Source organism: Kitasatospora sp. NPDC058492 (genome assembly GCF_042720685.1).
In the GTDB taxonomy this organism is placed as follows: Bacteria; Actinomycetota; Actinomycetes; order Streptomycetales; family Streptomycetaceae; genus Kitasatospora.
In genome coordinates this window covers 1-21,040 of record NZ_JBHXMU010000067.1, presented here as the reverse complement: position 1 = coordinate 21,040, position 21,040 = coordinate 1, and the positions used below count along the sequence as shown (strand labels likewise).

23 protein-coding genes are annotated in these 21,040 nt (G+C 74.5%); 14 read left to right on the top strand and 9 right to left on the bottom strand.

Features of this window, described 5'->3' with window-relative positions:
* Positions 1 to 56: 56 nt before the first annotated feature.
* Together ACFWPI_RS32535 and ACFWPI_RS32530 are read right to left on the bottom strand one after the other, a co-directional pair.
* Positions 57 to 1,028, bottom strand: coding sequence for a DUF4349 domain-containing protein (locus tag ACFWPI_RS32535; protein ID WP_380376772.1), 972 nt, complete (start codon positions 1,026 to 1,028; stop codon positions 57 to 59).
* Positions 1,029 to 1,116: 88 nt separating this feature from the next.
* Positions 1,117 to 1,569, bottom strand: coding sequence for a DUF523 domain-containing protein (locus ACFWPI_RS32530; protein ID WP_363627966.1), 453 nt, complete (start codon positions 1,567 to 1,569; stop codon positions 1,117 to 1,119).
* Positions 1,570 to 1,613: 44 nt separating this feature from the next.
* Between ACFWPI_RS32530 and ACFWPI_RS32525 the strand changes: the two genes are divergently transcribed.
* Genes ACFWPI_RS32525 through hemQ form a run of 3 tightly spaced genes read left to right on the top strand, consistent with a single transcriptional unit; the run spans position 1,614 to position 4,394 of the window.
* A complete protein-coding gene (locus ACFWPI_RS32525) occupies positions 1,614 to 2,204 on the top strand; it encodes a Uma2 family endonuclease (RefSeq protein ID WP_380376774.1) in 591 nt (196 codons plus the stop codon).
* A gap of 34 nt (positions 2,205 to 2,238) precedes the next feature.
* Positions 2,239 to 3,672, top strand: a complete 1,434-nt coding sequence (hemG, locus tag ACFWPI_RS32520) for a protoporphyrinogen oxidase (RefSeq protein ID WP_380376777.1) — start codon at positions 2,239 to 2,241, stop codon at positions 3,670 to 3,672.
* Entirely contained in the window at positions 3,669 to 4,394 is a 726-nt protein-coding gene (gene hemQ / locus ACFWPI_RS32515) for a hydrogen peroxide-dependent heme synthase (protein ID WP_063349479.1), read from the top strand. The genes hemG and hemQ overlap by 4 nt, the downstream gene beginning before the upstream one ends.
* A gap of 52 nt (positions 4,395 to 4,446) precedes the next feature.
* Here hemQ and ACFWPI_RS32510 read toward each other — a convergent pair whose 3' ends face one another.
* The 3 genes from ACFWPI_RS32510 to ACFWPI_RS32500 all read right to left on the bottom strand — a co-directional run bounded on the left by ACFWPI_RS32510 (position 4,447) and on the right by ACFWPI_RS32500 (position 7,794).
* Positions 4,447 to 5,229 carry a TIGR04222 domain-containing membrane protein gene (locus ACFWPI_RS32510; RefSeq protein WP_380376780.1) on the bottom strand — a complete coding sequence of 261 codons (783 nt, stop codon included), beginning with the start codon at positions 5,227 to 5,229 and terminating at the stop codon, positions 4,447 to 4,449.
* A 69-nt stretch (positions 5,230 to 5,298) separates the two neighbouring features.
* Positions 5,299 to 6,396, bottom strand: a complete 1,098-nt coding sequence (locus ACFWPI_RS32505) for a TIGR04222 domain-containing membrane protein (RefSeq protein ID WP_380343866.1) — start codon at positions 6,394 to 6,396, stop codon at positions 5,299 to 5,301.
* Positions 6,397 to 6,480: 84 nt separating this feature from the next.
* The gene (locus ACFWPI_RS32500; RefSeq protein ID WP_380376783.1) at positions 6,481 to 7,794 is read right to left on the bottom strand and encodes a DUF692 domain-containing protein; all 1,314 of its coding nucleotides are present in this window, start codon (positions 7,792 to 7,794) and stop codon (positions 6,481 to 6,483) included.
* Between the two features lie 268 nt (positions 7,795 to 8,062).
* Between ACFWPI_RS32500 and ACFWPI_RS32495 the strand changes: the two genes are divergently transcribed.
* From ACFWPI_RS32495 to ACFWPI_RS32460, 8 genes are all read left to right on the top strand, one after another.
* Positions 8,063 to 8,983 carry a GNAT family N-acetyltransferase gene (locus ACFWPI_RS32495; protein WP_380376786.1) on the top strand — a complete coding sequence of 307 codons (921 nt, stop codon included), beginning with the start codon at positions 8,063 to 8,065 and terminating at the stop codon, positions 8,981 to 8,983.
* A gap of 116 nt (positions 8,984 to 9,099) precedes the next feature.
* Positions 9,100 to 9,903 carry a hypothetical protein gene (locus ACFWPI_RS32490; protein ID WP_063349484.1) on the top strand — a complete coding sequence of 268 codons (804 nt, stop codon included), beginning with the start codon at positions 9,100 to 9,102 and terminating at the stop codon, positions 9,901 to 9,903.
* Positions 9,904 to 10,024: 121 nt separating this feature from the next.
* Positions 10,025 to 11,038, top strand: a complete 1,014-nt coding sequence (locus tag ACFWPI_RS32485; RefSeq protein WP_380376790.1) for an MBL fold metallo-hydrolase — start codon at positions 10,025 to 10,027, stop codon at positions 11,036 to 11,038.
* A 105-nt stretch (positions 11,039 to 11,143) separates the two neighbouring features.
* Positions 11,144 to 12,982 (top strand): ATP-binding protein, encoded by a 1,839-nt coding sequence (locus ACFWPI_RS32480; protein ID WP_380376793.1) that lies wholly within the window; start codon positions 11,144 to 11,146, stop codon positions 12,980 to 12,982.
* Complete coding sequence (locus ACFWPI_RS32475; RefSeq protein ID WP_363368868.1) at positions 12,979 to 13,410, top strand: roadblock/LC7 domain-containing protein; 432 nt, start codon at positions 12,979 to 12,981, stop codon at positions 13,408 to 13,410. The genes ACFWPI_RS32480 and ACFWPI_RS32475 overlap by 4 nt, the downstream gene beginning before the upstream one ends.
* A complete protein-coding gene (locus tag ACFWPI_RS32470; RefSeq protein ID WP_063349488.1) occupies positions 13,407 to 13,760 on the top strand; it encodes a DUF742 domain-containing protein in 354 nt (117 codons plus the stop codon). Before ACFWPI_RS32475 ends, ACFWPI_RS32470 begins: the two co-directional genes overlap by 4 nt.
* Before the next feature lie 55 nt (positions 13,761 to 13,815).
* Complete coding sequence (locus ACFWPI_RS32465; RefSeq protein ID WP_363369119.1) at positions 13,816 to 14,424, top strand: ATP/GTP-binding protein; 609 nt, start codon at positions 13,816 to 13,818, stop codon at positions 14,422 to 14,424.
* Entirely contained in the window at positions 14,421 to 15,611 is a 1,191-nt protein-coding gene (locus ACFWPI_RS32460; RefSeq protein WP_063349490.1) for a cytochrome P450, read from the top strand. Before ACFWPI_RS32465 ends, ACFWPI_RS32460 begins: the two co-directional genes overlap by 4 nt.
* 111 nt (positions 15,612 to 15,722) lie before the next feature.
* Here the strand turns inward: ACFWPI_RS32460 and msrB are convergent, their stop codons facing one another.
* From msrB to ACFWPI_RS32440, 4 genes are all read right to left on the bottom strand, one after another.
* Positions 15,723 to 16,127: a peptide-methionine (R)-S-oxide reductase MsrB gene (gene msrB, locus ACFWPI_RS32455; protein ID WP_380376798.1), complete on the bottom strand. Its 405-nt coding sequence runs from the start codon at positions 16,125 to 16,127 to the stop codon at positions 15,723 to 15,725.
* A 22-nt stretch (positions 16,128 to 16,149) separates the two neighbouring features.
* Positions 16,150 to 17,580, bottom strand: a complete 1,431-nt coding sequence (gene murC, locus ACFWPI_RS32450) for a UDP-N-acetylmuramate--L-alanine ligase (protein ID WP_063349492.1) — start codon at positions 17,578 to 17,580, stop codon at positions 16,150 to 16,152.
* Positions 17,581 to 17,684: 104 nt separating this feature from the next.
* A complete protein-coding gene (locus tag ACFWPI_RS32445) occupies positions 17,685 to 18,146 on the bottom strand; it encodes an indole-3-glycerol phosphate synthase (RefSeq protein ID WP_107452931.1) in 462 nt (153 codons plus the stop codon).
* 66 nt (positions 18,147 to 18,212) lie between these two features.
* On the bottom strand, positions 18,213 to 18,980 hold the full coding sequence (locus tag ACFWPI_RS32440; RefSeq protein WP_380376801.1) for a pyrimidine reductase family protein: 768 nt from the start codon (positions 18,978 to 18,980) through the stop codon (positions 18,213 to 18,215).
* A gap of 102 nt (positions 18,981 to 19,082) precedes the next feature.
* Between ACFWPI_RS32440 and zapE the strand changes: the two genes are divergently transcribed.
* From zapE to ACFWPI_RS32425, 3 genes are all read left to right on the top strand, one after another.
* A complete protein-coding gene (gene zapE / locus ACFWPI_RS32435; protein WP_380376808.1) occupies positions 19,083 to 20,129 on the top strand; it encodes a cell division protein ZapE in 1,047 nt (348 codons plus the stop codon).
* 57 nt (positions 20,130 to 20,186) lie between these two features.
* Entirely contained in the window at positions 20,187 to 20,453 is a 267-nt protein-coding gene (locus ACFWPI_RS32430) for a type II toxin-antitoxin system RelE/ParE family toxin (RefSeq protein ID WP_380376804.1), read from the top strand.
* A gap of 108 nt (positions 20,454 to 20,561) precedes the next feature.
* Positions 20,562 to 20,870, top strand: a complete 309-nt coding sequence (locus ACFWPI_RS32425) for a helix-turn-helix domain-containing protein (protein ID WP_380343844.1) — start codon at positions 20,562 to 20,564, stop codon at positions 20,868 to 20,870.
* The last annotated feature ends 170 nt before the right edge of the window (positions 20,871 to 21,040 follow it).

Sequence of the window (21,040 nt, the reverse complement as noted above, 5' to 3'; positions counted from 1 at the left end):
GGCTCCCTCCCGGCCGGGAGGGGGCCCGCCGTGTTCAGTCCTCGCTCAGTCCTCGTTCAGTCCTCCGCGGGTCCTTCCTGCGGGACGGACTCCGGGGGCGGCGCGGCCGCCGGGCGGCGCCGGCGCCACAGCCGGTACAGCAGCGCCCCCGGGGCGCCCAGCACCAGCAGGAACGGCGCCACCGCCGCGAGCCCCACCGCCAGGGCGCGCACGATCGCCACCAGTACGTGCCAGCCGCCGCCCAGCGCGGAGCCGACCGACGCTCCGAAGCCCTCGCCGCCACCCTTCGGCGGTACCGGGGTGGGCGTCGGCGAGACGGCCGTACGGCGCACGTCCAGCGTGACGGTCGAGAGCGAGGTCTTGCCGGCCAGTTCCTTCTGCTGCTTCTGCAGCGACTCCAGATCGGCCTCCCGGCGGCTCAACTCGGCCTCCAGCGTGGTCACCTCGCTCAGCGACTTCGCCTGCCCCATCAGCGCCCGCACCCGCTCCACGCTCGCCTGCTGGGTCTGCACCCGGCTCGCCACGTCCGCGACCTGCTGGGTCAGATCGTCCGCCTGGCTCCTGCGGGACACCACCTGGCCCAGCGCGGCCAGCTGGTCCAGCGTCTGCTGGTACGCGGCGGAGGGGATCCTCAGCGTCAGCTGGCCGCCCGCCTCGCCCCCCGCCGTGCTCCCCGGCCCGCCCTCCACCGCGCCGGAGACCGACTCGGCGGCGACGTAGCCGCCCGCGGCCGCCGTCAACTCCCGGGCCTTCGCCAGCACCTGGGCGACGTCCCCGGTCCGCAGCGTCAACTGCGCGGTGTACGCGATCAGCCGGTTGTCCGCGACCGGCTGGGCACTCGCCCCCGCCGCCGGCGCCGTCCCGGCGGCGCTCGGCGCGGCCGCCGGTGCCGCCGGTGCCGTCGGGGCGACGGCGTCCGCCTTCGCCGCCTCCCCCGCCCGGCCCGCACCGCCTGCGCTGCACGCCCCGACCAGCAGCACGCCCGCGGTCGCTACCGCCAGCGCCCCCGCCCCTGCCCGTCTCCCCATTCCGAAGCCCTCCCCAAGTCCGTTGTGAGATCTCCCCATTGGACGAAGGAACGCCCCGGGCGGACCCCGCCGGAAGGTCGCGACTCGATCACAGCTCGGCAGCGGACCGGACAACCTCGATGCCCGCCCGCCGCAGCAACGCCGCCGTCACCCCGTCCCCGGGGCGCAGCTCCCCGGTGAACGTCCCGTCGTACACCCGCCCGCAGCCGCAGGACGGGCTGCGCGCCATCAGCACCGCCCGCCGCGCCCCCGCGGCCTCGGCCGCCGCCAGCGCCGCCCGGGCCCCGGCCACGAACTCCGCCGTACAGTCCGCGCCCGTCGCGTCCACCACCCGGGCCCGCCCGTCCAGCACGTCCGCCCCGTCCCCGCCCACGATCTCCGCCGCGGGCCGCGGGGTCGGCAGCCCGCCCGCCCCCTCCGGGCACACCACCACCGCCCGCCCCGCCTCGACCAGCCCCACCACGTCCGGCGAGGTCTTCGCCCGCCCGTCGTACCGACACGGCACCCCGGCCAGACACGCACTCACCACGATCGGTTCCATGGACCGAACCTTACGGGGCGTGCCCGATCCGCTACGTTGGGGCCATGGATGAGCTGCCGGAGTGGATGTACGCACCCCGAGTCGAAGGCTGGTTCGCCGAGGACCTCGACCACCTGCCCGATGCGCCCAAGCACACCGAACTCATCGACGGCGCCCTGGTGTTCCGCAGCAGGCCCCAGTCGTTCTGGCACAGCCATGTCGGGTCGCAGCTGACCGCAGCACTGGACGGGCTGGTGCCGGCCGGGCAGCGGGCGACCGGGGGCATGACGATCACGCTGGACCGGCGCAGCCGCCTGGAGTCGGATGTGCTGGTCACCGACGCGGACTTCGACCCCGATCGGACCTGGTTCGCGCCCGGCGAGGTCCCGCTCGTGGTCGAGGTCGTCTCCCCGGAGTCCGCGCACCGCGACCGTACGGTCAAGGTCCGCAAGTACGCCGAGGCCGGGATCCCGCACTACTGGATCGTCGAGGAGGAGGACGGCCTGCCGGTCGTGCACGTCCTCGAGCTGGAGCCGGCGACGTCCTCCTACGTCCCGGCCGGGATCTTCCGCGGCAAACTCGAACGCCGGGTGCCGTTCCCGATCACGATCGATCTGGACGCGCTGGTGCCGAGCGGGCGGCGTGCAGCGGATTGAGGGCCCGGTGTAAAGACCTGCGAGACTGCGAGGCATGTCGGATGCACAGGTCGTCGTCGTCGGTGGTGGGATCGCGGGGCTGGCTGCGGCCGCTTTTCTAAGCGGGGCCGCCGGGGGGCCGGTGCGGGCGCGGGTGACGCTGCTGGAGGCGTCGGAGCGGGTCGGCGGGAAGCTGCGGGGCGGCGAGGTCGGCGGGGTCCGGGTGGACCTGGGGGCCGAGTCGATGCTCGCGCGGCGGCCGGAGGCGGTGGAGCTGGCCCGGGCGGTCGGGCTGGGCGAGGAGTTGGAGCCGCCGACCACCGCAAAGGCCTCGATCTGGACGCGGGGCGCGCTGCGCCCGCTGCCGGGCGGGCAGGTGATGGGCGTCCCGGGCGATCTGGACGCGCTGGCGGCCTCCGGGGTGCTCACCGCCGAGGGGCTGGAGCGGGCCCGGCACGAGGGCGCCACCGAGGTCGGGGACGACGTGGCGATCGGCCGCTACGTCGCCGACCGGCTGGGCCAGGAGGTGGTGGACCGGCTGGTCGAGCCGCTGCTGGGCGGCGTCTACGCCGGGCGGGCCGAGGAGATCTCGCTGCGCGCCGCCGTGCCGCAGCTGCTGGCGATCGCGCGGGGCGGCGGCTCGCTGGTCGACGGGGTGCACGAGCTGGCCTCGCGGCCGAAGGTGGTCGGCACCCCGGTGTTCCAGGGCCTGCGCGGCGGGCTCGGCACCCTGCCGGAGGCCGTCGCCGCCGCCTGCCGGAAGGCGGGCGTGGACCTGCGCACCGGCACGTCGGTGGACGGGCTGCACCGCACCCCCGGGGGCTGGCGGGTGGTGACCGGCGACGGCGAGGTGCTGCACGCGGACGCCGTGGTGCTGGCCGTCCCGGCGCCGGCCGCGGCCCGGCTGCTGCGCGCGGACGCGCCGGCGGCGGCCGCCGAGCTGGACGCCGTCGAGTACGCGGGCATGGCGCTGGTGACCCTGGCGTTCCGCCGGGCCGACCTGGCGGAGCCGCCGGCCGGCAGCGGGTTCCTGGTGCCGCCGGTGGACGGGCGGCGGATCAAGGCATCGACCTTCTCCTCCAACAAGTGGGGCTGGCTGGAGCGTTCCGCCCCGGACGCGTTCCTGCTGCGCACCTCGCTGGGCCGCTACCGGGAGGAGGAGGCGCTGGAGCTGCCGGACGAGGAGTTGGTGGCCCGGTCGCTGGCGGACCTCGGGGAGGCGATCGGCCTGACCGCCCGGCCGTACGACACCGCCGTCTCGCGCTTCCGGGCGGGCCTGCCGCAGTACCCGGTGGGCCACCTGGACCGGGTGGCCCGGATCCGGGCGGCGGCCGCCGGGGTGGGGGGACTGGCGCTGTGCGGCGCCGCGTACGACGGGGTCGGCATCCCGGCCTGCATCGGCTCGGCGGCCGCCGCGGTGGCGGCCCTCGACAAACTGTTGACCCCGGCAACCGGGGAAGGTTCCACGGAGAGGACAATGGGCGCATGACTGAGACCGTTGAGCGGCAGCCGGAGCAGCAGCCCGAGAAGAAGAAGGCGCGCGACCTGAACCAGGTCATCCGCTACACCATGTGGTCGGTGTTCAAGCTCAAGGGCACACTGCCCGAGGACCGCACGGCGCTGGCCGCCGAGGTGGACGAGCTGTTCGCCCAGCTGGCCGCGAAGGACGTGACGGTGCGCGGCACGTACGACGTGTCCGGTCTGCGCGCGGACGCCGACCTCATGGTCTGGTGGCACGCCGAGGACTCGGACGACTTGCAGGAGGCGTACAACCGCTTCCGCCGCACGGGCCTCGGCCGCCAGCTGGAGCCGGTCTGGTCCAACATGGCGCTGCACCGCCCCGCCGAGTTCAACAAGTCGCACATCCCGGCGTTCCTCGCCGACGAGCGCGCGCGCGACTACGTCTGCGTGTACCCGTTCGTCCGCTCCTACGAGTGGTACCTGCTGCCGGACGCCGAGCGGCGCGCGATGCTCTCCGAGCACGGCCAGATGGCCCGCGGCTACCCGGACGTGCGGGCCAACACGGTGGCCTCGTTCGCGCTCGGCGACTACGAGTGGCTGCTCGCCTTCGAGGCGGACGAGCTGCACCGCATCGTCGACCTGATGCGCGACCTGCGCCCCTCCCGGGCCCGGCTGCACGTCCGCGAGGAGGTGCCGTTCTTCACCGGCCGCCGCAAGCCGGTCAGCGAGCTGCTCAACGGCCTGGCCTGAGTTCCGCGGGATCGGTGAACGGGGTCCGCTTCGGCGGGCCCCGTTTCGCGTGTCACGTCCGGTGGGGGCGGAGGGCGGCGCGCAGGCGGGGGTCGGGGAGGACGGCGGGGCCGTTCATGGCGACGGCGGTGAGCAGTTCGCGCTCCTCGTCGTCGGCGAGGCCGTGCTGGCGGGCCGGGCGGACCTCGCGCAGCACCTCCTGGCCGACCGGGGACGCCCAGCGGGTGTAGGGGTAGACGTCGACCCGGGCCATCAGCAGGGTGCCCGAGGTGAGCACCAGCGGCAGCGAGAACCAGGCGAGCGGGGCGACGGTGTCACCGCCGGTGAAGCCGGTGAGGGCCAGCGCGGCGGCCAGCAGGAGGAGCGTCAGCAGCAGTGCGTGCCGCACCTGCCGGACCACCAGGACGGTGCTGCGCTGGACCAGGGCCGGGGTGGCCAGGCCGGCCAGCGAGAGCCGGGCGCCGATCTCCAGGACGGTCGGGTGCTCGGCCATCGCCTGGCGCAGCCCGTCGGTGCGGCACTGGCCGTCGGGGCCGACGGTGACGATGACCGCGCGTTCCAGGCGGCTGCGGCCCCGGGGGTCGACCACCGTCGTCCAGCCGGTGTGCGCCAGGTGCAGCCGGCCCCGGCCGGCCATCAGGACGAGGGCGAGTTCGACCACCCGGTCCGGGCCGCCGGCCAGGTAGGCCGTCTCGTACAGCCCGATCCCGACGGCCTCGGGCGGGCGCAGGCCGTCCGCCTCGGCCAGGGCGTCGGCGGTGGCGGTCGTCCGGACGAGCCGGAGACACGAGAGGACCGCCGCGACGCACGCCGGTATCAGGAACAGCAACCACATGGGCTTGTTGTATGCCTGGGCCGACGGCGCGGGGAACGGCTTCCCGGACCGCGATACCGAACTGTGACGTCAGGAGCCGCAGCCACCGCCACCACCGCAGCTCGACGAGGACGAGCCGCAACTGGACGAGGACGACCCGCAGCTCGACGAGGAGGAGCCGCAACTGCTGGAGCCGGAGCCGCAGCTGGAGGACGAGGATCCGCAGCTGCTGCTGCTTCCCCCGCAGCCGGAGGAGCCGGAGTGGGAGGAGCCGCACCAGGCCGTGGAGCCCCCGCAGGAGGACCCGGACGAGCTGCACGAGCTGGGGGGAAAGCTGCTGGAGGAGCCCGTCGAGGAGGAGGCGGCGTAGGAGCTCGCGGCGGCCGACTTCATCGCCTCGTCCTGGGCGGCCGCGGCCAGCATCGCGGACTGCAGCTCGTCGTCCTCCAGCCCGGCGGCGGCCAGCCCGCCGAGCGCGAGGGCGCCCAGCAGCACGCCGCCGGTCGTCTTCGGCGACAGGCCGGCGCTCGGCGTCCACGGCGTGCCGACCTTCATCAGGGAGAGCTGGCGCCGCCCGGCCGGGGTGATCCGGCCCTTGACCGGCCAGGTGACGAGCAGGCTCATCCCGCCGAAGACCAGGAGCACCACCGGGACCCACGGTGCGGGGCGGTCGGAGCCGGCGCCGCCGTCGTCCAGCACGTGGGCGAGGACGGTCGAGACGGCGACGCCGAGCAGCGCGAGCCAGAGCAGCCGCCGGGCGGTGCGGGCCCGCCGCAGCCGCTCGGGGCGGCGCATCAGGCCGCGGTCGGCGAGCCGGTTGCCGATCTCCTGCACGGCGGCGGAGCGCATCACGGCCCGGCGCAGCGGGGCGAGTTCACGGCTGCCGCCCGGGCCGACGGCGTCCAGGACGGCCTGGTCGACGGCGTCGTACGGCTTGTGCCCGGTGAGGGTGACCAGGCCGGCGCGGCTGATCACGGCCCGCTCGGAGAGGTGCATCCGGATCAGGGCGGTGTCGAAGACCCGGCCGGGGCCGCCGGACAGGAAGGCGGTGTCCATCAGCGGCAGGCCGCGGCCCGGCAGGCCCCGGACGTGTGCGACGTGGCCGACCCGATGCTTGGTCCGGGACGCGTACAGCGAGGCCGCCACCAGCAGGACGGCGGGGATGACGAAGTAGGTGTTGTGCCACATGGGCGGGTTCCCCCCGAAGGTGTGCGGTGAAGACGGGTGCTCAGCGCCTGCTCAGCGCCTGCTCAGCGCCTGCTCAGTGCCTGCTCAGTGCCGCAGGGCTCGGCGCAGGCGGGCGAACGCGCCGGGCGGCCGCTCGGCGGCCGGGTGGAGCCACTGCTCCAGGGCCCGGCGGTGGTCGGCGGCGAGCGGGCCGCTGTCGGCGAGTGCCCAGGCGGCGAAGGCCCGGGCGTCGGTGCGGTAGCCGCCGGTCTGCGGGTGCCGGCGGGCGTAGTCGAGGAACAGCGGCCCGTACGGCCGGCCGAGCAGGCGGGGCAGTTCGGGGGCCACCTTGGCGACGGTGTCCCGCCGTTTGGTGGCCAGGCCGGTGGACTGGGCGCGGACCTGGTCCGGGTCGAAGCCGGGCGGGACGGGCCCGCCGGCCACCAGGGCGGCGAGCAGGTCCTCCTGGCGCCGCGCCAGCCGGGCGCGGGTGCCGCTCGGGCACGCGCCCGCCGCGGTCTCCCGGGGCTCGGTGCGGGGGGCCGGTGGGGCCGTCCGCGGGGTGCTCCCCTCCAGCACCCGGCGGATGGCGTCCAGTTCGCCGGCCAGCTCGCTGGGCGGCGGGAAGGCGGCGTCCCGTTCCAGCAGGACGCCGGGTGGTGCGACCCGTGCGCAGAGTTCGGCCAGGACCTCCAGCACCGGTTCGGTGACGGGGTGGGCGTGGGTGTCGTGCCAGACGCCGTCGACCAGGGTGCCGCCGGCGACGTGGACGTAGGCGAGCGCCTCCAGCGGCAGGCGGTCCAGTTCGGCGGCCGGGTCGATGCCGAGGTTGACCCGGTTGGTGTGCAGGTTGGCGACGTCGATCAGCAGCCGGACGCCGGTCCGCTCGACCAGTTCGGCGAGGAACTGCCCCTCGGTCAGCTCGTCGTCGGGCCAGGCCAGCTGGGCGGCGATGTTCTCCAGCGCGAGCGGCACCGGGAGTTGGTCCTGGGCGATCCGGACGTTCTCGGCGATCACCCGCAGCGAGTCCCGGGTGCGGGGGACGGGCAGCAGGTGGCCGGCCTCCAGGCCGCCGGCCCGGACGAACGCCAGGTGCTCGGTGACCAGCGGGGAGCCGAGGGCGAGCGCCGCCCCGGCGAGCTTGGCGAGCCGGGCGGGGTCGGGCAGGTCGGCGCCGCCGAGGCCGAGCGCCACGCCGTGCGGGATGACGGTGACGCCGCGGGCGCGCAGGACCGTCAGGGACTCGGGCAGGTGGTCGGCGCAGATGTTCTCGGCGACCACCTCGACCCAGTCCAGGCCGGGTTGGCGTTCGACGACGGTGTCGATCTCGCTGCGCCAGCCGAGGCCGACGCCGAGGCGGGGTGCGCCGCCCCGCGCCGGGGTGGCGGAGCCGGGCAGGTCCAGGGCAGGGGAGGTCATCGGTTCGCCCCCTTTCGGAGGGCCGGGTGGGGAGGCCGTCGGGTGGTGCGGGCTTCGTCGCCAGGACCGCGCGGCCGTGTTGCTGAGGATGTCCCCGGGTGGGGCGGCTGCCAAGCCCCGCCCGGTCTTCTCAGAGCATTATTTGAGCTTGCCGCCGCGGGGGTGAGGGACTTTGGTCCCGAGCCGGGGCCGTTGCCGCAGGTGAGGCGCACCGGCGAGGGAAAATTCGCAGGCGCCGGACGGGCGGGCGGGGCTAGCGTGGGAACCCATGACTTCTTTGACGATCCGTGACTTCCGCCCCGACGACGCCGAGGCCGTGGCCGCCGCCCACCGGGCCGGGCGCGAGCACCTGGTGATGACCTCCGAGGCCCTGCTCTGGATGAACGGCCGGCAGAGCCCGGGCGAGCACTTCCGCACCTTCGTCGCCGAGCTGGACGGCCGGGTGGTCGGCGCGGTGCGCTGTGCGGCGGTGCTCGGGACGACGACCGCCGGCGTCGGGTACGCCAACGGCAGCGTGCTGCCGCGGTTCCGGCGGCGCGGCGCGGCCACCGCGCTGCTGGCCGCGGCCGAACGGCACCTGGCCGGGCACGGGGTGAGCGAGCTGCACACCTGGCTGGACGACGAGCCCGCCTCGCTGGCCTTCGCCACCGCCCGGGGCTACGAGCTCGGGCGCGCGGCGCAGTTCGGCGGACGGGACTTGGCGCTGCCGCTGCCGCAGGTGCCCGTACGGCCGGCCGGCGTCGAGCTGCGCCCGGCCGCCGACTGGGCGGCCGACCCGCGCCCGCTGTTCCTGGTCGAGGCGGACGCCGTCCGGGACGAGCCCGGCGAGGTGCCGATGGACGCCCTGGAGTACGAGGACTGGCTGCGGGGCGACTGGGCCCGGCCGGACCTGGACCGGGCGCTGACCGTCGTCGCCGTGGTGGACGGCGAACCGGCCGCGTTCAGCATGGCGCAGACCGACGGGGTGGACCGCTACTGGTCCGCGTTCACCGCCTGCCGCCGGGAGTTCCGCGGGCGCGGGCTGAGCAAGCTGGCCAAGCTGGAGTCGCTGCGCCTGGCGGCCGCGGCGGGCTACCGGCGCGCGTACACCTCCAACGACGAGACCAATGCGCCGATGCTCGCGATCAACGCGTGGCTGGGGTACGAGCGGTGCGCCGGGGAGCGCAAGGGGATCAAGCGCTTGAAGTGACGCCGGGTGCGGCAATCCTGACGGTCGGAATTGCCGCGAGGGGGGTATTTCCGGCCACGGAGGGGACTTAACCAGGGCACACAGTTCGTGGTCGAGTCTTTCTCCGTGGGGATGATATGGAGATCCTGCTCCAGGTGTTCATCGCATCGGTTCCGGCCGTGATCGGCTTCCTCGCGGCCCGCTCCCTCGCCCGGACCAGACTGTTCCTGCGCTACGGCTTCCTGCGGGCGCTGCTGGCGCCGTACAGCCGGGTGCAGATCATCACGCCGAGCATCGAGGTCGCGGAGTTCGCCTTCACCACGGACGGCTGCCAACTGACCAGCCGCGGGCCGAAGAACGTGCTGTTCATGCCGATGGCCGAGGCCAGGGCGATAGCGGGGCTCACCGACCTGCTGCGGAAGGTCAACCGGAAGGCGACGATCGAACTGGTGGTGGCCGGCGCGCAGGATCCGCGGATGCCGACGTTCTCGATCGGGGGCCCGAGCGTCAACTCCTATTCCGGCGGCGTGCTGGACGCGGTGTTCCCGGATTTCGCCATCGAGTACCCGGACGAGGCCCGCGCCCGGTGGGGCGCAATGACCTTCGAGGCGCTGTACAACCCGGCCGGGGAGCTGATCCGCGACCACGGCTTCATCTTCGTGACCCGCACGCCCCGGCAGGCGCCCTGCGTCGTGCTCTGCGGGGTGTTCGCCTTCGGTTCCGCGATGGCGGTGGAGGCGTTGACCGCGGCGAGCCGCAACTCCCCGCTGGCGGCGCTCTTCCGCTCGGGGGAGAAAGGATTCGTCGCGGTGGAGGGGCGGGTGATAGGCCTGGACACCGTCGACGTCACGGTCGAGGTCTGCCGTACCCTGCCCGCGCCCCGGTCCGACGTCCCGTCGGGATTCCGAGGTGAGGTGTCCACGGGTCGTCCCGACGGTTGAGACGATTGGTCTCGACCACAGGGGGCGAAACCGGACAGCTCGGGAGAGTCTGGGGCAGCAACTCCTGGCGGCCGTACAGGTTTTGCCCCGCCCCTGACACACTTTGGGCATAATCGCGCACATGACGATCAACCGTGCGAACGTGAGCGCGATTGCCGAGGACCTGCACGTGTGGCTCCCCCCGAAGCGGGGCTGGGGCCTGGCCAACTGCGGGCTGCTGGCCTCGGCGAAGACCGCGCTCTGGATCGACACCCCCTACGACCCCACCCTGGCCGGGGAGTTCCTCGCCGCCAGCCGCCGCCTGCTGCCGGCCGGGGTCGAGGTCGACCGGGTGATCGTCACCCACGCCAACGGCGACCACCTGTGGGGCGCCGGAGTCGTCCCGGACGCCGAGGTGATCTCCACCCGCGAGGCGCTGGAGCACATCCACTACGAGCCCACCCCGCAGCAGCAGCACGCCCTCGTCGTCGGCGGCGACCCGGACTCCCCGCTCGGCGGCTACCTCAGAGAGCACTTCGGACGGTTCGACTGGTCCGCCACCGACCCCGTGCACCCGGACACCGTCTTCACCGGCGAGCTGGAACTGCGGGTGGGGGAGTACCCGGTGCAGGTGACCGGCCTGCCCGCCGCCCACACCGGCGGCGACCTGATCGTCCACCTCCCGTACCAGCGCGCCGTCTTCACCGGCGACGTGATCTTCGGCTCGACCCCCGAGTACCCGGGCGACCACCCGGTGCACTGGGCCGGCCCGCTGGAGAACGTGATCACCGCCTGCGAGCGGATCCTGGCCACCGGCGCCGAGATCTTCGTCCCCGGCCACGGCCCCGTGCTCGACCGCGACGGCGTCCGCCACCACATCGCCTACCTGACGTACGTCCGGGAGCGCGCGCACGCCCTGCACACCGCCGGGATCCCCGCGCTGGACGCCGCCCGGCGGGTGATCGCCGAGCAGCGCCACCCCGAACTCGGCCTGCCCGAGCGGCTGGTGCTCACCATCGCCGCCGAGTACCGGCACCTGGACGGAACCGAGGTGCCGAACGTCCTGGAGGCCATGGGCCAGGTCGCCCAGGTGGCCCGCGAACTGGCCGAGGACGCCGCCCGCAGCCCGCGCCCGCGCGCCGCCGCCCGGGACTGACCGCCCGGGACTGACCGCCCGCCGCGCCCGGGCCGGACCACCACCGGCCCCCGGCCCGGCAGCAGCCGACCAGCCAGGACCCCCAGAGGACTCCCGAGGACTTCGATGACGCAGATTGCGCTGATCGCCCTGGCGCTGGTCGCCGCCGCGACGGCGGGCGTGCTCGCCCGCGGCCGGGCCCGGGCCCTCACCCGGGCGGTCGCCGCCGAGACCGCCCGCGGCCACGGCGAGGAACGCGCCCGCGCCGCCGAAGGCCGGCTGGCCCGCGCCGAGCAGCAACTGCGCGAGGCGCAGGAGGCCGCCCGGCGCGCCACCGAGGAGACCCACGACGCCGAGAGCCGCTACCGGGCCGCCGAGGAGCGCACCCGGGAGGCCGAGAGCCGAGCCCGCACCGCCGAGGACACCACCCGGGAGACCGACCAGCGGGCCGCCGCCGCGAGCACCCGGGCCGGGGAGGCCGAACGGCGGCTCACCGTCGCCGAGGAGCACACCGCCGCCCTGCTCGCCGAGATCGGCCACCTCGCCCAGGAACGGGTGGCCGCCACCGCCGTCCGGCTCAGCCACGCCAACGCCCCGCTGGTCGGCCCGCTGGACCCGCAGGCCGTCGGCCCCGAGGCCGTCCGGGCGCTGCAGTCCGTCCTGGACGCCGCCTCCGCCGCCCTCACCGACGAGCGCGAACGCGTCGACGCCGCCGCCCGCGCCGCCATGCGCGGCGCCACCTCCCGGATCCAGACGCTGCTCTACCAGATCCAGAGCCTGGTCCAGCAGCTCCAGCACGACAACGACGACCCCCGGCTGCTGGAGGTCGACTTCCGCAACGAGGTCGCGCTGCGCCGGATCCAGACCGTCGCCGTGCTCTGCGAAGCCTGGCCCGGCCTGGCCCGCACCGACTCGCCGCTCGCCGAAGTGGTGGTCGGCGCGCTCTCCCGGGTGCCCGGCTACGCCCGGATCAAGGTCGCCAACCACCTGCGCGAGCAGCGGCTCGCCGTGGTCGCCCGGGCCGCCGAGCCGCTGGCCATCACCGTCGCCGAACTCCTCGCCAACGCCTCCGCCTACTCGCACCCGGAGACCGACATCCCGGTCACCGTCCAGCAGGGCGGCCGCGGCGCGCTGGTGATCATCGACGACAGCGGCATCGGCATGGACGACGACCAGCTGCGCCGGGCCCGCCGACTGCTGGCCGGCCCGCCCGACGTCCTGCTCACCGAACTCGGCAACCCGCCCAAGACCGGCTTCGCGGTGATCGGCAAACTGGCCCGCCAGTACGGCTTCTCCTGCCACATCGAGCCCTCGCCGTACGGCGGGATGCGCACCATCCTGCGCATCCCGGCCGCGCTGGTGACCGTCGTCGACGACGAGCAGCCGCTGTCGGTGCTCACCCCGCTGCCGCTGCGGGCCGGCGCCGGCCCGGCCCCCGCGCCCACCGTCCAGGCCGTCCCGCCGATGCGCGACGCCGACGAGGGCGACGGGCCGCCCCCGCTCGCCGACCGGCACAACCAGCCGGGCCCGCACCCCGCGCCCGCCATCCACGCGGTGCCCGACGCACCGGCCGGCCCCGCCGACCCGGTCGACGACGGCACCGGCCTGCCCAGCCGGCGACGCCGCCGACCGGTCACCGCCGACGGCCCCGGCGCCCCCGAGCCCGCCGCCAGGCCGTCCGCCGCACCGGCCGAGCCGTCCGCTCGGGCCCCCGAGCGGACGCCCGAGCGCGCCGCCGCCCACTGGCAGGCGCTCCAGGAGGGCACCGGCTCCGGCCGCGCCGCCGTGGCACAGGCCGCCCGAGGGACCAGCACGACCGGCGAGTCCAGCACGACCGCCGGGACCAGCCCGGCCAGCGAATCCAGCCCGACCGGCCGGAGCGGCCCGACCGCGGCCGCCCGCGACACCGGTGCCCGCACCACCGTCCGTCCGCCCGACCCGACCCCCGAAGGAGCCGAGCAGTGACCAGCACGCCCAGCCCGACCACCACCGACGAGATCTCGTGGGTGCTGACCCCGCTGCTGGAGCTGCCGGGGGTGCTGCACGCGGTCATCGCCACCGGTGACGGCCTCGTCGAGGGAGCCTCCGACGGGCTCGACCGCGCCTCCGCCGAGCGGGTCGCCGCGATGACCGCCACCGTGCACGCCGCCGCCCGAGCGTTCACCAGCGCCTTCACCGACACCGAACGGCCCCGGCTGGCCCAGACCGTCGTCGAGTCCGACCTCGGCTACGCCGTCGTCGTCCCGGCCGGGGAGAACACCTCGCTCGCCGTGTTCACCTCCCCGGAGGCCCAACTCGGCAACGTGGCCTACCAGATGCAGGTGCAGGTCGCCGCCCTGGGCCGTGCCCTCGCGAGTCCGAGCCGGCAGCAGGACACCACCGTCCGATCATGACCGCCGTACCCCGCAGGCGGATGGTGCCCGCCTACCTGGCCACCGGCGGCCGCAGCCGCCCCGGCACCGCCGGCTTCGACCGGCTCACCGTGCTGTTCGCGGACCGCACCGAACCGCCCCGCGAGCTGGAACCCGAACACCAGCGGCTCTGGGAACTGCTGCGCCCCGGCGCGCTGACCGTGGTGGAAGCCGCCGCGCACCTGTGCCTGCCGGTCAGCGCCACCGTCTTCCTCGCGGCCGATCTGGTCGAGGCGGGCTGCCTGCGCGCCCGCGCGCCGATCCCGCGCGCCCAGCAGACCGACCGCTCCATCGTCGAGAGGCTCCTCGTTGGACTCCGTGCGCTCCGGTAGCCCGGCCGACCGGCCGAGCCGGGTGGGCTACCTGCCCGACCGGGACCAGACGCTGATGAAGCTGGTGGTGGCCGGCCCGTTCGGGGTCGGCAAGACGACGCTCATCCGCACCCTCTCCGAGATCGCCACCCTGCACACCGAGGAGGCGATGACCGAGACCGGACGGCCGGTGGACGACCTGGCCGGCCTGCCCGAGAAGGCCACCACCACGGTCGCCGTCGACTTCGGCCGGCTGACCCTGCCCGGCAACCTCGTGCTCTACATGTTCGGCACCCCCGGCCAGCGCCGCTTCTTCCCGCTCTGGCAGGACATCGCCCGCGGCGCCCTCGGCGCGCTGGTGCTCGCCGACACCCGCCGGCTCGCCGACTCCTTCGAGATCATGGACATGGTCGAGGAGCAGGGCCTGCCCTACGCCGTCGCCGTCAACTGCTTCCCGGACGCGCCGGTCCACTCGATCGAGGTGCTGCGCGCCCACCTGGACCTGCACCCCACCACCCCGCTGCTGCTCTGCGACGCCCGCGAGCGCGGCGCCAGCCTGGACGCGCTGATCGCGCTGGCCGAGCACGTCCTCGACGGCCTGCCCGCCGCCCCCGCGAACGCCCCCGACCCCGCGGACCAGGTAGCGACCGTCCCTGCCGCCTCCGCCGCCGAGGAGCGCCCGTGACCACCGACACCCGCCCGACCCCGATCTACGGCCCGGTCTTCGCCGCCGACCCGCAGCTGGTCTACGACCGGCTGCGCCGCTACGGCGCCGTCGCCCCGGTGGAGATCGCGCCCGGCGTCGAGGCCCTGCTGGTCACCGACTACCAGGCCGCCCTGGACCTGCTGCGCGACACCGACACCTTCTCCAAGGACTCCCGCGCCTGGCAGCGCACCGTCGCCCCCGACAACCCGCTGCTGCCGGTGCTCGGCTACCGCCCGACCGCCCTGTTCAGCGACGGCGAGGTGCACGCGCGCTACCGCGCGGTGATCACCGACGGCCTCGCCCTGCTCGAACCGCACCGGCTCCAGCGCCGGGTCGCCGAGGTCGCCCACCAACTGGTCGACCGCTTCGAGGCGGCCGGCACCGCCGACCTGATCGCCGAATACGCCCGCCAGCTGCCGGCCTTCGTCCTCACCACCTGGTTCGGCGTGCCCGAGGAGCACAGCGCCCGGCTGGTCGCCGGGATCGCCGGGATGATCGAGTCCACCGAGAAGGCCGTCGTCGCGTACGGGGACCTCGTCGCGGTGGTCACCGCCATGGTCGCCGAGCGGCGCGAGCGGCCCCGGCACGACCTCACCTCCTGGTTCGTCACCCACCCGGCCGGGCTGGAGGACGACGAGGTGATCCGGCAGATCACCCTCACCATGATCGCCGGGCACGAGCCGACCACCAACCTGATCGGCAACGCCCTGCTGCGCCTGCTCACCGACGCCCGCTACGCCGGCTCCCTCATCGGCGGCGCGATGACCGCCTACCAGGCGATCGACGAGGTGCTCTGGCACGAGCCGCCGCTGGCCAACCTCTCCGCCCACTACCCGCGCTACGACATCACCTTCCACGGCCGGGAGATCCCGGCCGGCACCCTGGTGCTGGTCTCCTACGCGGCCGCCAACTCGCAGGCCGCGCCGCCCACCGACGGCACCGAGCTGCGCAGCGGCGAGAGCGCCCACCTGGCCTGGGCGGCCGGCCCGCACGGCTGCCCGGCCCGTGACCCGGCGCTGCTGATCGCGATCACCGCGATCGAGCAGCTGACCAGCCGGCTCAGCGACCTCGAACTGGCCACCCCGGCCGAGGACCTGCTCTGGCGCCCCGGCCCGTTCCACCGGGCCCTGGTCCACCTCCCGGTCCGCTTCGCCCCGACGGCCTGAGCCCCGGCGGCCCGAACCTTGCTGGCCCGAGTCCCGACGGCCCGGGACGGACGAGGGCCCGGGTGTCCGTCCGTACGGAAACCCGGGCCCTCGCGGCGCGACCGGCCGGCGCTACTCGGCCGGCTTCAGCGTCAGCGAGACGCTGTTGATGCAGTACCGCTGGTCGGTCGGCGTGCCGTAGCCCTCGCCCTCGAAGACGTGGCCCAGGTGCCCGCCGCAGCGGGCGCAGCGCACCTCGACCCGGCGCATGCCGAGCGTGGTGTCCTCGATGTACTGGACCCGGTCCCCGGCCAGCGGCGCGTAGTACGACGGCCAGCCGCAGTGGCTGTCGAACTTGGTCTCGGAGCTGAACAGCTCCGCGCCGCAGGCCCGGCAGCCGTAGACGCCGATGGTCTTGGTGTCGGTGTACTCACCGGTGAACGGGCGCTCGGTGCCGGCCTCGCGGAGCACGTGGTACTCCTCGGGGCTCAGCTCGTCCCGCCACTCGGCCTCGGTCTTCTCGATCTCGTAGCTCATCACGGCTCCCGGTCGGGGTACGTCAGACGTTGGAGGCAACGTTCGAGAGGTGCTGCACGCTTCCCCGGATCTCCTCCAGGATGGCGGGGCCCAGGTTGGTGACGTCGCCGGCGCCCATGGTGAGCAGCAGGTCGCCGGGGCGGGCCAGGCCGGCCAGTACGGCGGGGGCGGCGGCGAAGGAGTGCTCGGCGGTGACGTCGGCGCCGGCCCGGTGGGCGGCGTCGATGATCAGCTCGCTGGTCACGCCGGGGATCGGGTCCTCGCGGGCCGGGTAGATGTCCAGCACCACCGAGGCGTCGGCCAGCGCCAGGGCCTGGCCCATCTCCTCGGCGAGCTGCTGGGTGCGGCTGAACAGGTGCGGCTGGAAGACCACCAGTACCCGGCCCTCGCCCTCCAGGCCCTCCCGGATCGCCTCCAGGTCGGCGGTCATCTCGGTGGGGTGGTGGGCGTAGGAGTCGATCACCTGGACGCCGCCGGCCTCGCCCTTGAGCTGGAGGCGGCGCCGCACGCCGGTGTAGGCGCCGAGGGCCTTGGCCAGGTCGGCGGCCGGGACGCCCAGCGCGACGCCGGCGGCCAGCGCGGAGACCGCGTTGTGCGCGTAGTGCCGGCCGGGCACCGAGACGGTGAAGGACAGCTCGGCGCCGTCCAGCTCGACGGTGACCTCGCTGGTCATGCCGCGGGCGACCACCGAGCGGACCCGGACGTCGGCGTCCTCGGCGGCGCCGACGGTCACCACGGTGAGGCCCTCGCGGCCGGCCACCCGGGCGGTCAGCTCGCGGGCGCCGTCGTGGTCGGCGGAGACCACCAGGGTGCCGCCGGGGGTGATCCGGCCGACGAAGGTCTCGAAGGACTCGTAGATCTCCTCGATCGAGGCGTAGTTGGCGTGGTGGTCCAGCTCCACGTTGAGCACGATCGCCACCTCGGGCGCGTACTTGTGGAAGCTGCGGTCGCTCTCGTCGGCCTCGGCGACGAAGATCTCGCCGGCGCCGTGGTGGGCGTTGGAGCCGGGCGTGTCGAGGTCGCCGCCGATCGCGTAGGACGGGTCCAGGCCCAGCTCGCCGAGGGCGACGGCGAGCATGCTGGTGGTGGTGGTCTTGCCGTGGGTGCCGGCCACCGCCAGCGCCCGGCGGCCGCCCATCAGGGCGGCCAGCGCGTCGGAGCGGTGCACCACCGGGATGCCGCGCTCGTGGGCGGCGGCCAGCTCCGGGTTGTCGGCGCGGATCGCGCTGGAGACCACCACGCTGCTGGTGCCGTCCGGCACGTGCTCGGCGGCGTGGCCGACGTGCACGGTCGCGCCGAGGGCGCGCAGCGCGAGGACGGTCTCGGACTCCTTGGAGTCGCTGCCGGAGACGCTGGCGCCGCGCACCGCGAGGATCTTCGCCAGGCCGGACATCCCGGCGCCGCCGATGCCGATGAAGTGCGGGGCGTGCAGGTCGTGCGCGGCGTCGTTCAAGGCGGGGCTCCGTAGGGCGGGGGCGGAATGGTCGGGCGGACGGGATGGGGAATCGTCCTCGCGGGCGGACCGCAAGGACGATTCTGCACCACCGGCCGGGATCCCTAGGAGTCGCTGGCGAACAGCCGCAGCACCGGGACCCCCACCTTGTGCCGGGCCTGGGAGGCCCAGTCGCGGTGGAAGAACTCCTCCACGAAGTGCGGTGAGGTGAGCACCACCACCTCGTCCGCGCGGTGCTCCTCGACCGCCGTCCGCAGCCGGTCCAGCGGCTTCTCCTCGACCAGCTCGCCGACCGCCTCGGCCCCGGCCGCGCGCAGGTGGCGCAGGCTGTGTTCGAGCGACTCGGTGGCCACGGTCGGCCCGGACTCGGACTCGTCGTGCTCGTGCACCACCTTGTCGAGGTGGCCGAGCGCCACGTCGTCCAGCGCCCGCAGCAGCTCGTCCTGCTTGCCGCGCGGCTGCATCAGGACGACGAAGGAGACCTTCTCGTCGCTGTGGAGCGTGGTGACGAGTTCCACGTCCGCGTCGGAGAGAGCCTTTTCGATCATCAGTACCGTCTTGAACACGTGAGTCCCTTCCAGTGGCCGGCCCCCGGGCCCCGGCATCGCATTAACGGGATCACGACCCGTCGGTCACGGGGTCGGCGGACGCAGGTAGCGGGTGAAGAGGAATCCTTTCTGCTCGATCAATGAGACCAGCCGCATCCGCTGCACGTCAGGCATTTGCGCATCGCGGATGATGCGCGGCGCGTCGCCGCCCGTGATCAGCGGAGCCAGTGACAGGCACAACTCGTCCAGCAGACCCGCCGCCGCCAGCTGTCCCAGCAGCCGCGGGCCGCCCTCGCTCAGCAACCGCGTCCAGCCCCGCTCCGCCAGCGCCGACACGCCCGCCCGCAGGTCCACCGACCCCTCCCCGGCGAGCACCAGGTCGGCCACCTCGGCGACCGCCCGGCGGCGCTCCTCGGGCGCGTCCGCAGTGGTGATCACCACCGTCCTGACCAGCGGGGCGGTGAACAGCGGCGCGGTCAGGTCCAGGGTCAGCGAGCGGCTCACGATCGCGATCGCCGGAGCCGGGGCCTGCCCGGCCGCCGCCCGCGCCACCGCGAACTCGGCCCGGGCCCGGGCCGGCCGGTAGCCCTCCGCGCGGACCGTCTCCGCGCCCACCAGCACCACGTCCGACAGCGCGCGCAGCACACCGAAGATCCGCTTGTCGGCGTCCCCGGACAGGCCCTCCGATAGGCCCTCCAGCCTCGCCCCGCCGTCCAGACCGGCCACCATGTTGGCGCGCAGCCAGGGCCGCCCCCGATTCACCTGGTCGGGGTACGCGTAGACGGCGGCGAGCGACTCCAGCGAGGCCGGGTCGGCGACCGGCTCGCCCAGCGGGCTGATCAACTGTTGCATGCCCTCAGTCTTCCACCGGCCGCCGTCCCGAGGCGCTCTGCACCAGGCGTACCCTCTACTAACGTGCCAGCAGCCCCCCGCCCCGACACCGCGACCGAGTCCATAGCCGCCGCGAGCGCGGCCGGCTCCCCGATCGCGCTCGCCGACCGCCGCCCCGTCGTGCCCGCCGAGCGGCTGGTCGCCGAGATGGTCCCGCCGCCCCGGTTCTCCGACGTGAGCTTCGGGACGTACATTCCGGACCCGAACCAGCCCAGCCAGTACGAGGCCGTCCAGGTCCTGGAGCAGTTCGCCACCACCCTCGGCGGGGGAAACGGTTCCGCGCCCAGGCGCAGCTGGTTCCGCCGCTCAGCCCCGGCGCCCACCGGCCCGGCCGGCGTGTACCTCGACGGCGGCTACGGCGTCGGCAAGACCCACCTGCTCGCCTCGCTCTGGCACGCCGCCCCCGGCCCCAAGGCCTTCGGCACCTTCGTCGAGCTGACCAACCTGGTCGGTGCGCTCGGCTTCCAGCAGGCCGTCCGGACCCTCTCCGAGCACACGCTGCTGTGCATCGACGAGTTCGAGCTCGACGACCCGGGCGACACCGTCCTGGTCTCCACGCTGCTCACCCGCCTCGTCGACAACGGCGTCAAGCTCTGCGCCACCTCGAACACCCTGCCGGAGAAGCTCGGCGAGGGCCGCTTCGCCGCCGCCGACTTCCTGCGCGAGATCCAGGGCCTGTCCGCGCACTTCCGCCCGATGCGGATCGACGGCCAGGACTACCGCCACCGCGGCCTCCCGGACGCCCCGCCGCCCTACCCCGACGCGGCCGTCGACGCCGTCGCCGCCCGCACCCCCGGCGCCTCCCTGGACGACTTCGACACCCTCCTCGCCCACCTCTCCGCCGTCCACCCCAGCCGCTACGGCGCGCTGCTCGACGACGTCACCGCCGTCTGCCTGCGCGGCGTCCGCCAGGTCGACGACCAGTCCACCGCCCTGCGCCTGGTCGTCCTCGCCGACCGCATGTACGACCGCGAGCTCCCCATCACCGCCTCCGGCCTCCCCTTCGACCAGGTCTTCCCGGACGACATGCTCCGCGGCGGCTACCGCAAGAAGTACCTCCGCGCCATCTCCCGCCTGGTCGCCCTCGCCCGCGACAGCGCGAAGACCTGACCCCGTAACCCCCGCCCCGGCCGGGCGTTGCTCCCTAGCGGAGCAGAGGGGGGACGCATGGCCGGTGGCGGGCCCGCAGCGGGCTACTCGATCGAGATCGAACCCGAGGTACGCGAGTGGCTGCGGCAGTGTCCGCTCCCCGAGTACCGTGCGGTCGAGCGCGCGGCGGATCGATTGGCCGAGGACGGTGAACTCCTGCCGTTCCCGCTCTCCAGCCACCTCGGCGGCGGACTGCGGGAACTGCGGGTCGGGCCGATGCGGATCACGTACTGGCTCGCACCCGGGCGGAGGGCTGTGCTGCTGACGGTCTTCCGTAAGACATAGGAACCGCGAAACGGATCAGGTCGAGCGGGCACGGCGGGCTCAGAAGGTGTGTGAGGCCGAGCATCTGCCCGCCGCCGACCACGACGCCTACGACCGGGAGGAGCAGCGGTGAGCAGCGGTTATCACACGCGGTGGGTCGTGCCGCCGGAGCATCGGGAGAGCGAGCAGTACCGGGCGGCCGGGCGGCGGATGGCGCTGGCCGAGGCCGTGTACGCCCGCCGATCCGCTCTCGGCTGGACGCTCGCCGAACTCGCGGAGCGGGCCGGGCTGGACGAGGCGACGGTCGAGAGCATCGAGGAGAGCGGTGTCGATCCGACCCTGCCGCTGATCGAACGCCTCGCCGCCGCGTTCGACTCGGTCGTCCGCATCGACCCGGCCCGCGAGCCCGCCATGAGGTTCGAGGGGCACGCGGCCTGAGGAAGCCGCACCGCTTGATGCTCCTATGGGTTGTCAAGCGGTGGTGAGCCATTCGCGGTAGGCGTTGGCGAGGTCGTCGTCTCGGCGGGTGCCGCGTTCGAGGGTGGAGATGGTGGCGGGCCAGACGCCGAAGTGGTTGGCGACGGCGGTGAGGGTGATGTTCTTGGCCT

What these genes read in the sequence shown, in the direction of transcription:
- ACFWPI_RS32535 (WP_380376772.1), bottom strand. Translation starts at nt 1,028, where the DNA reads ATGGGGAGACGGGCAGGGGCGGGGGCGCTGGCGGTAGCGACCGCGGGC.
- ACFWPI_RS32530 (WP_363627966.1), bottom strand. Translation starts at nt 1,569, where the DNA reads ATGGAACCGATCGTGGTGAGTGCGTGTCTGGCCGGGGTGCCGTGTCGG.
- ACFWPI_RS32525 (WP_380376774.1), top strand. Translation starts at nt 1,614, where the DNA reads ATGGATGAGCTGCCGGAGTGGATGTACGCACCCCGAGTCGAAGGCTGG.
- hemG (WP_380376777.1), top strand. Translation starts at nt 2,239, where the DNA reads ATGTCGGATGCACAGGTCGTCGTCGTCGGTGGTGGGATCGCGGGGCTG.
- hemQ (WP_063349479.1), top strand. Translation starts at nt 3,669, where the DNA reads ATGACTGAGACCGTTGAGCGGCAGCCGGAGCAGCAGCCCGAGAAGAAG.
- ACFWPI_RS32510 (WP_380376780.1), bottom strand. Translation starts at nt 5,229, where the DNA reads ATGTGGTTGCTGTTCCTGATACCGGCGTGCGTCGCGGCGGTCCTCTCG.
- ACFWPI_RS32505 (WP_380343866.1), bottom strand. Translation starts at nt 6,396, where the DNA reads ATGTGGCACAACACCTACTTCGTCATCCCCGCCGTCCTGCTGGTGGCG.
- ACFWPI_RS32500 (WP_380376783.1), bottom strand. Translation starts at nt 7,794, where the DNA reads ATGACCTCCCCTGCCCTGGACCTGCCCGGCTCCGCCACCCCGGCGCGG.
- ACFWPI_RS32495 (WP_380376786.1), top strand. Translation starts at nt 8,063, where the DNA reads ATGACTTCTTTGACGATCCGTGACTTCCGCCCCGACGACGCCGAGGCC.
- ACFWPI_RS32490 (WP_063349484.1), top strand. Translation starts at nt 9,100, where the DNA reads ATGGAGATCCTGCTCCAGGTGTTCATCGCATCGGTTCCGGCCGTGATC.
- ACFWPI_RS32485 (WP_380376790.1), top strand. Translation starts at nt 10,025, where the DNA reads ATGACGATCAACCGTGCGAACGTGAGCGCGATTGCCGAGGACCTGCAC.
- ACFWPI_RS32480 (WP_380376793.1), top strand. Translation starts at nt 11,144, where the DNA reads ATGACGCAGATTGCGCTGATCGCCCTGGCGCTGGTCGCCGCCGCGACG.
- ACFWPI_RS32470 (WP_063349488.1), top strand. Translation starts at nt 13,407, where the DNA reads ATGACCGCCGTACCCCGCAGGCGGATGGTGCCCGCCTACCTGGCCACC.
- ACFWPI_RS32465 (WP_363369119.1), top strand. Translation starts at nt 13,816, where the DNA reads ATGAAGCTGGTGGTGGCCGGCCCGTTCGGGGTCGGCAAGACGACGCTC.
- msrB (WP_380376798.1), bottom strand. Translation starts at nt 16,127, where the DNA reads ATGAGCTACGAGATCGAGAAGACCGAGGCCGAGTGGCGGGACGAGCTG.
- ACFWPI_RS32440 (WP_380376801.1), bottom strand. Translation starts at nt 18,980, where the DNA reads ATGCAACAGTTGATCAGCCCGCTGGGCGAGCCGGTCGCCGACCCGGCC.
- ACFWPI_RS32430 (WP_380376804.1), top strand. Translation starts at nt 20,187, where the DNA reads ATGGCCGGTGGCGGGCCCGCAGCGGGCTACTCGATCGAGATCGAACCC.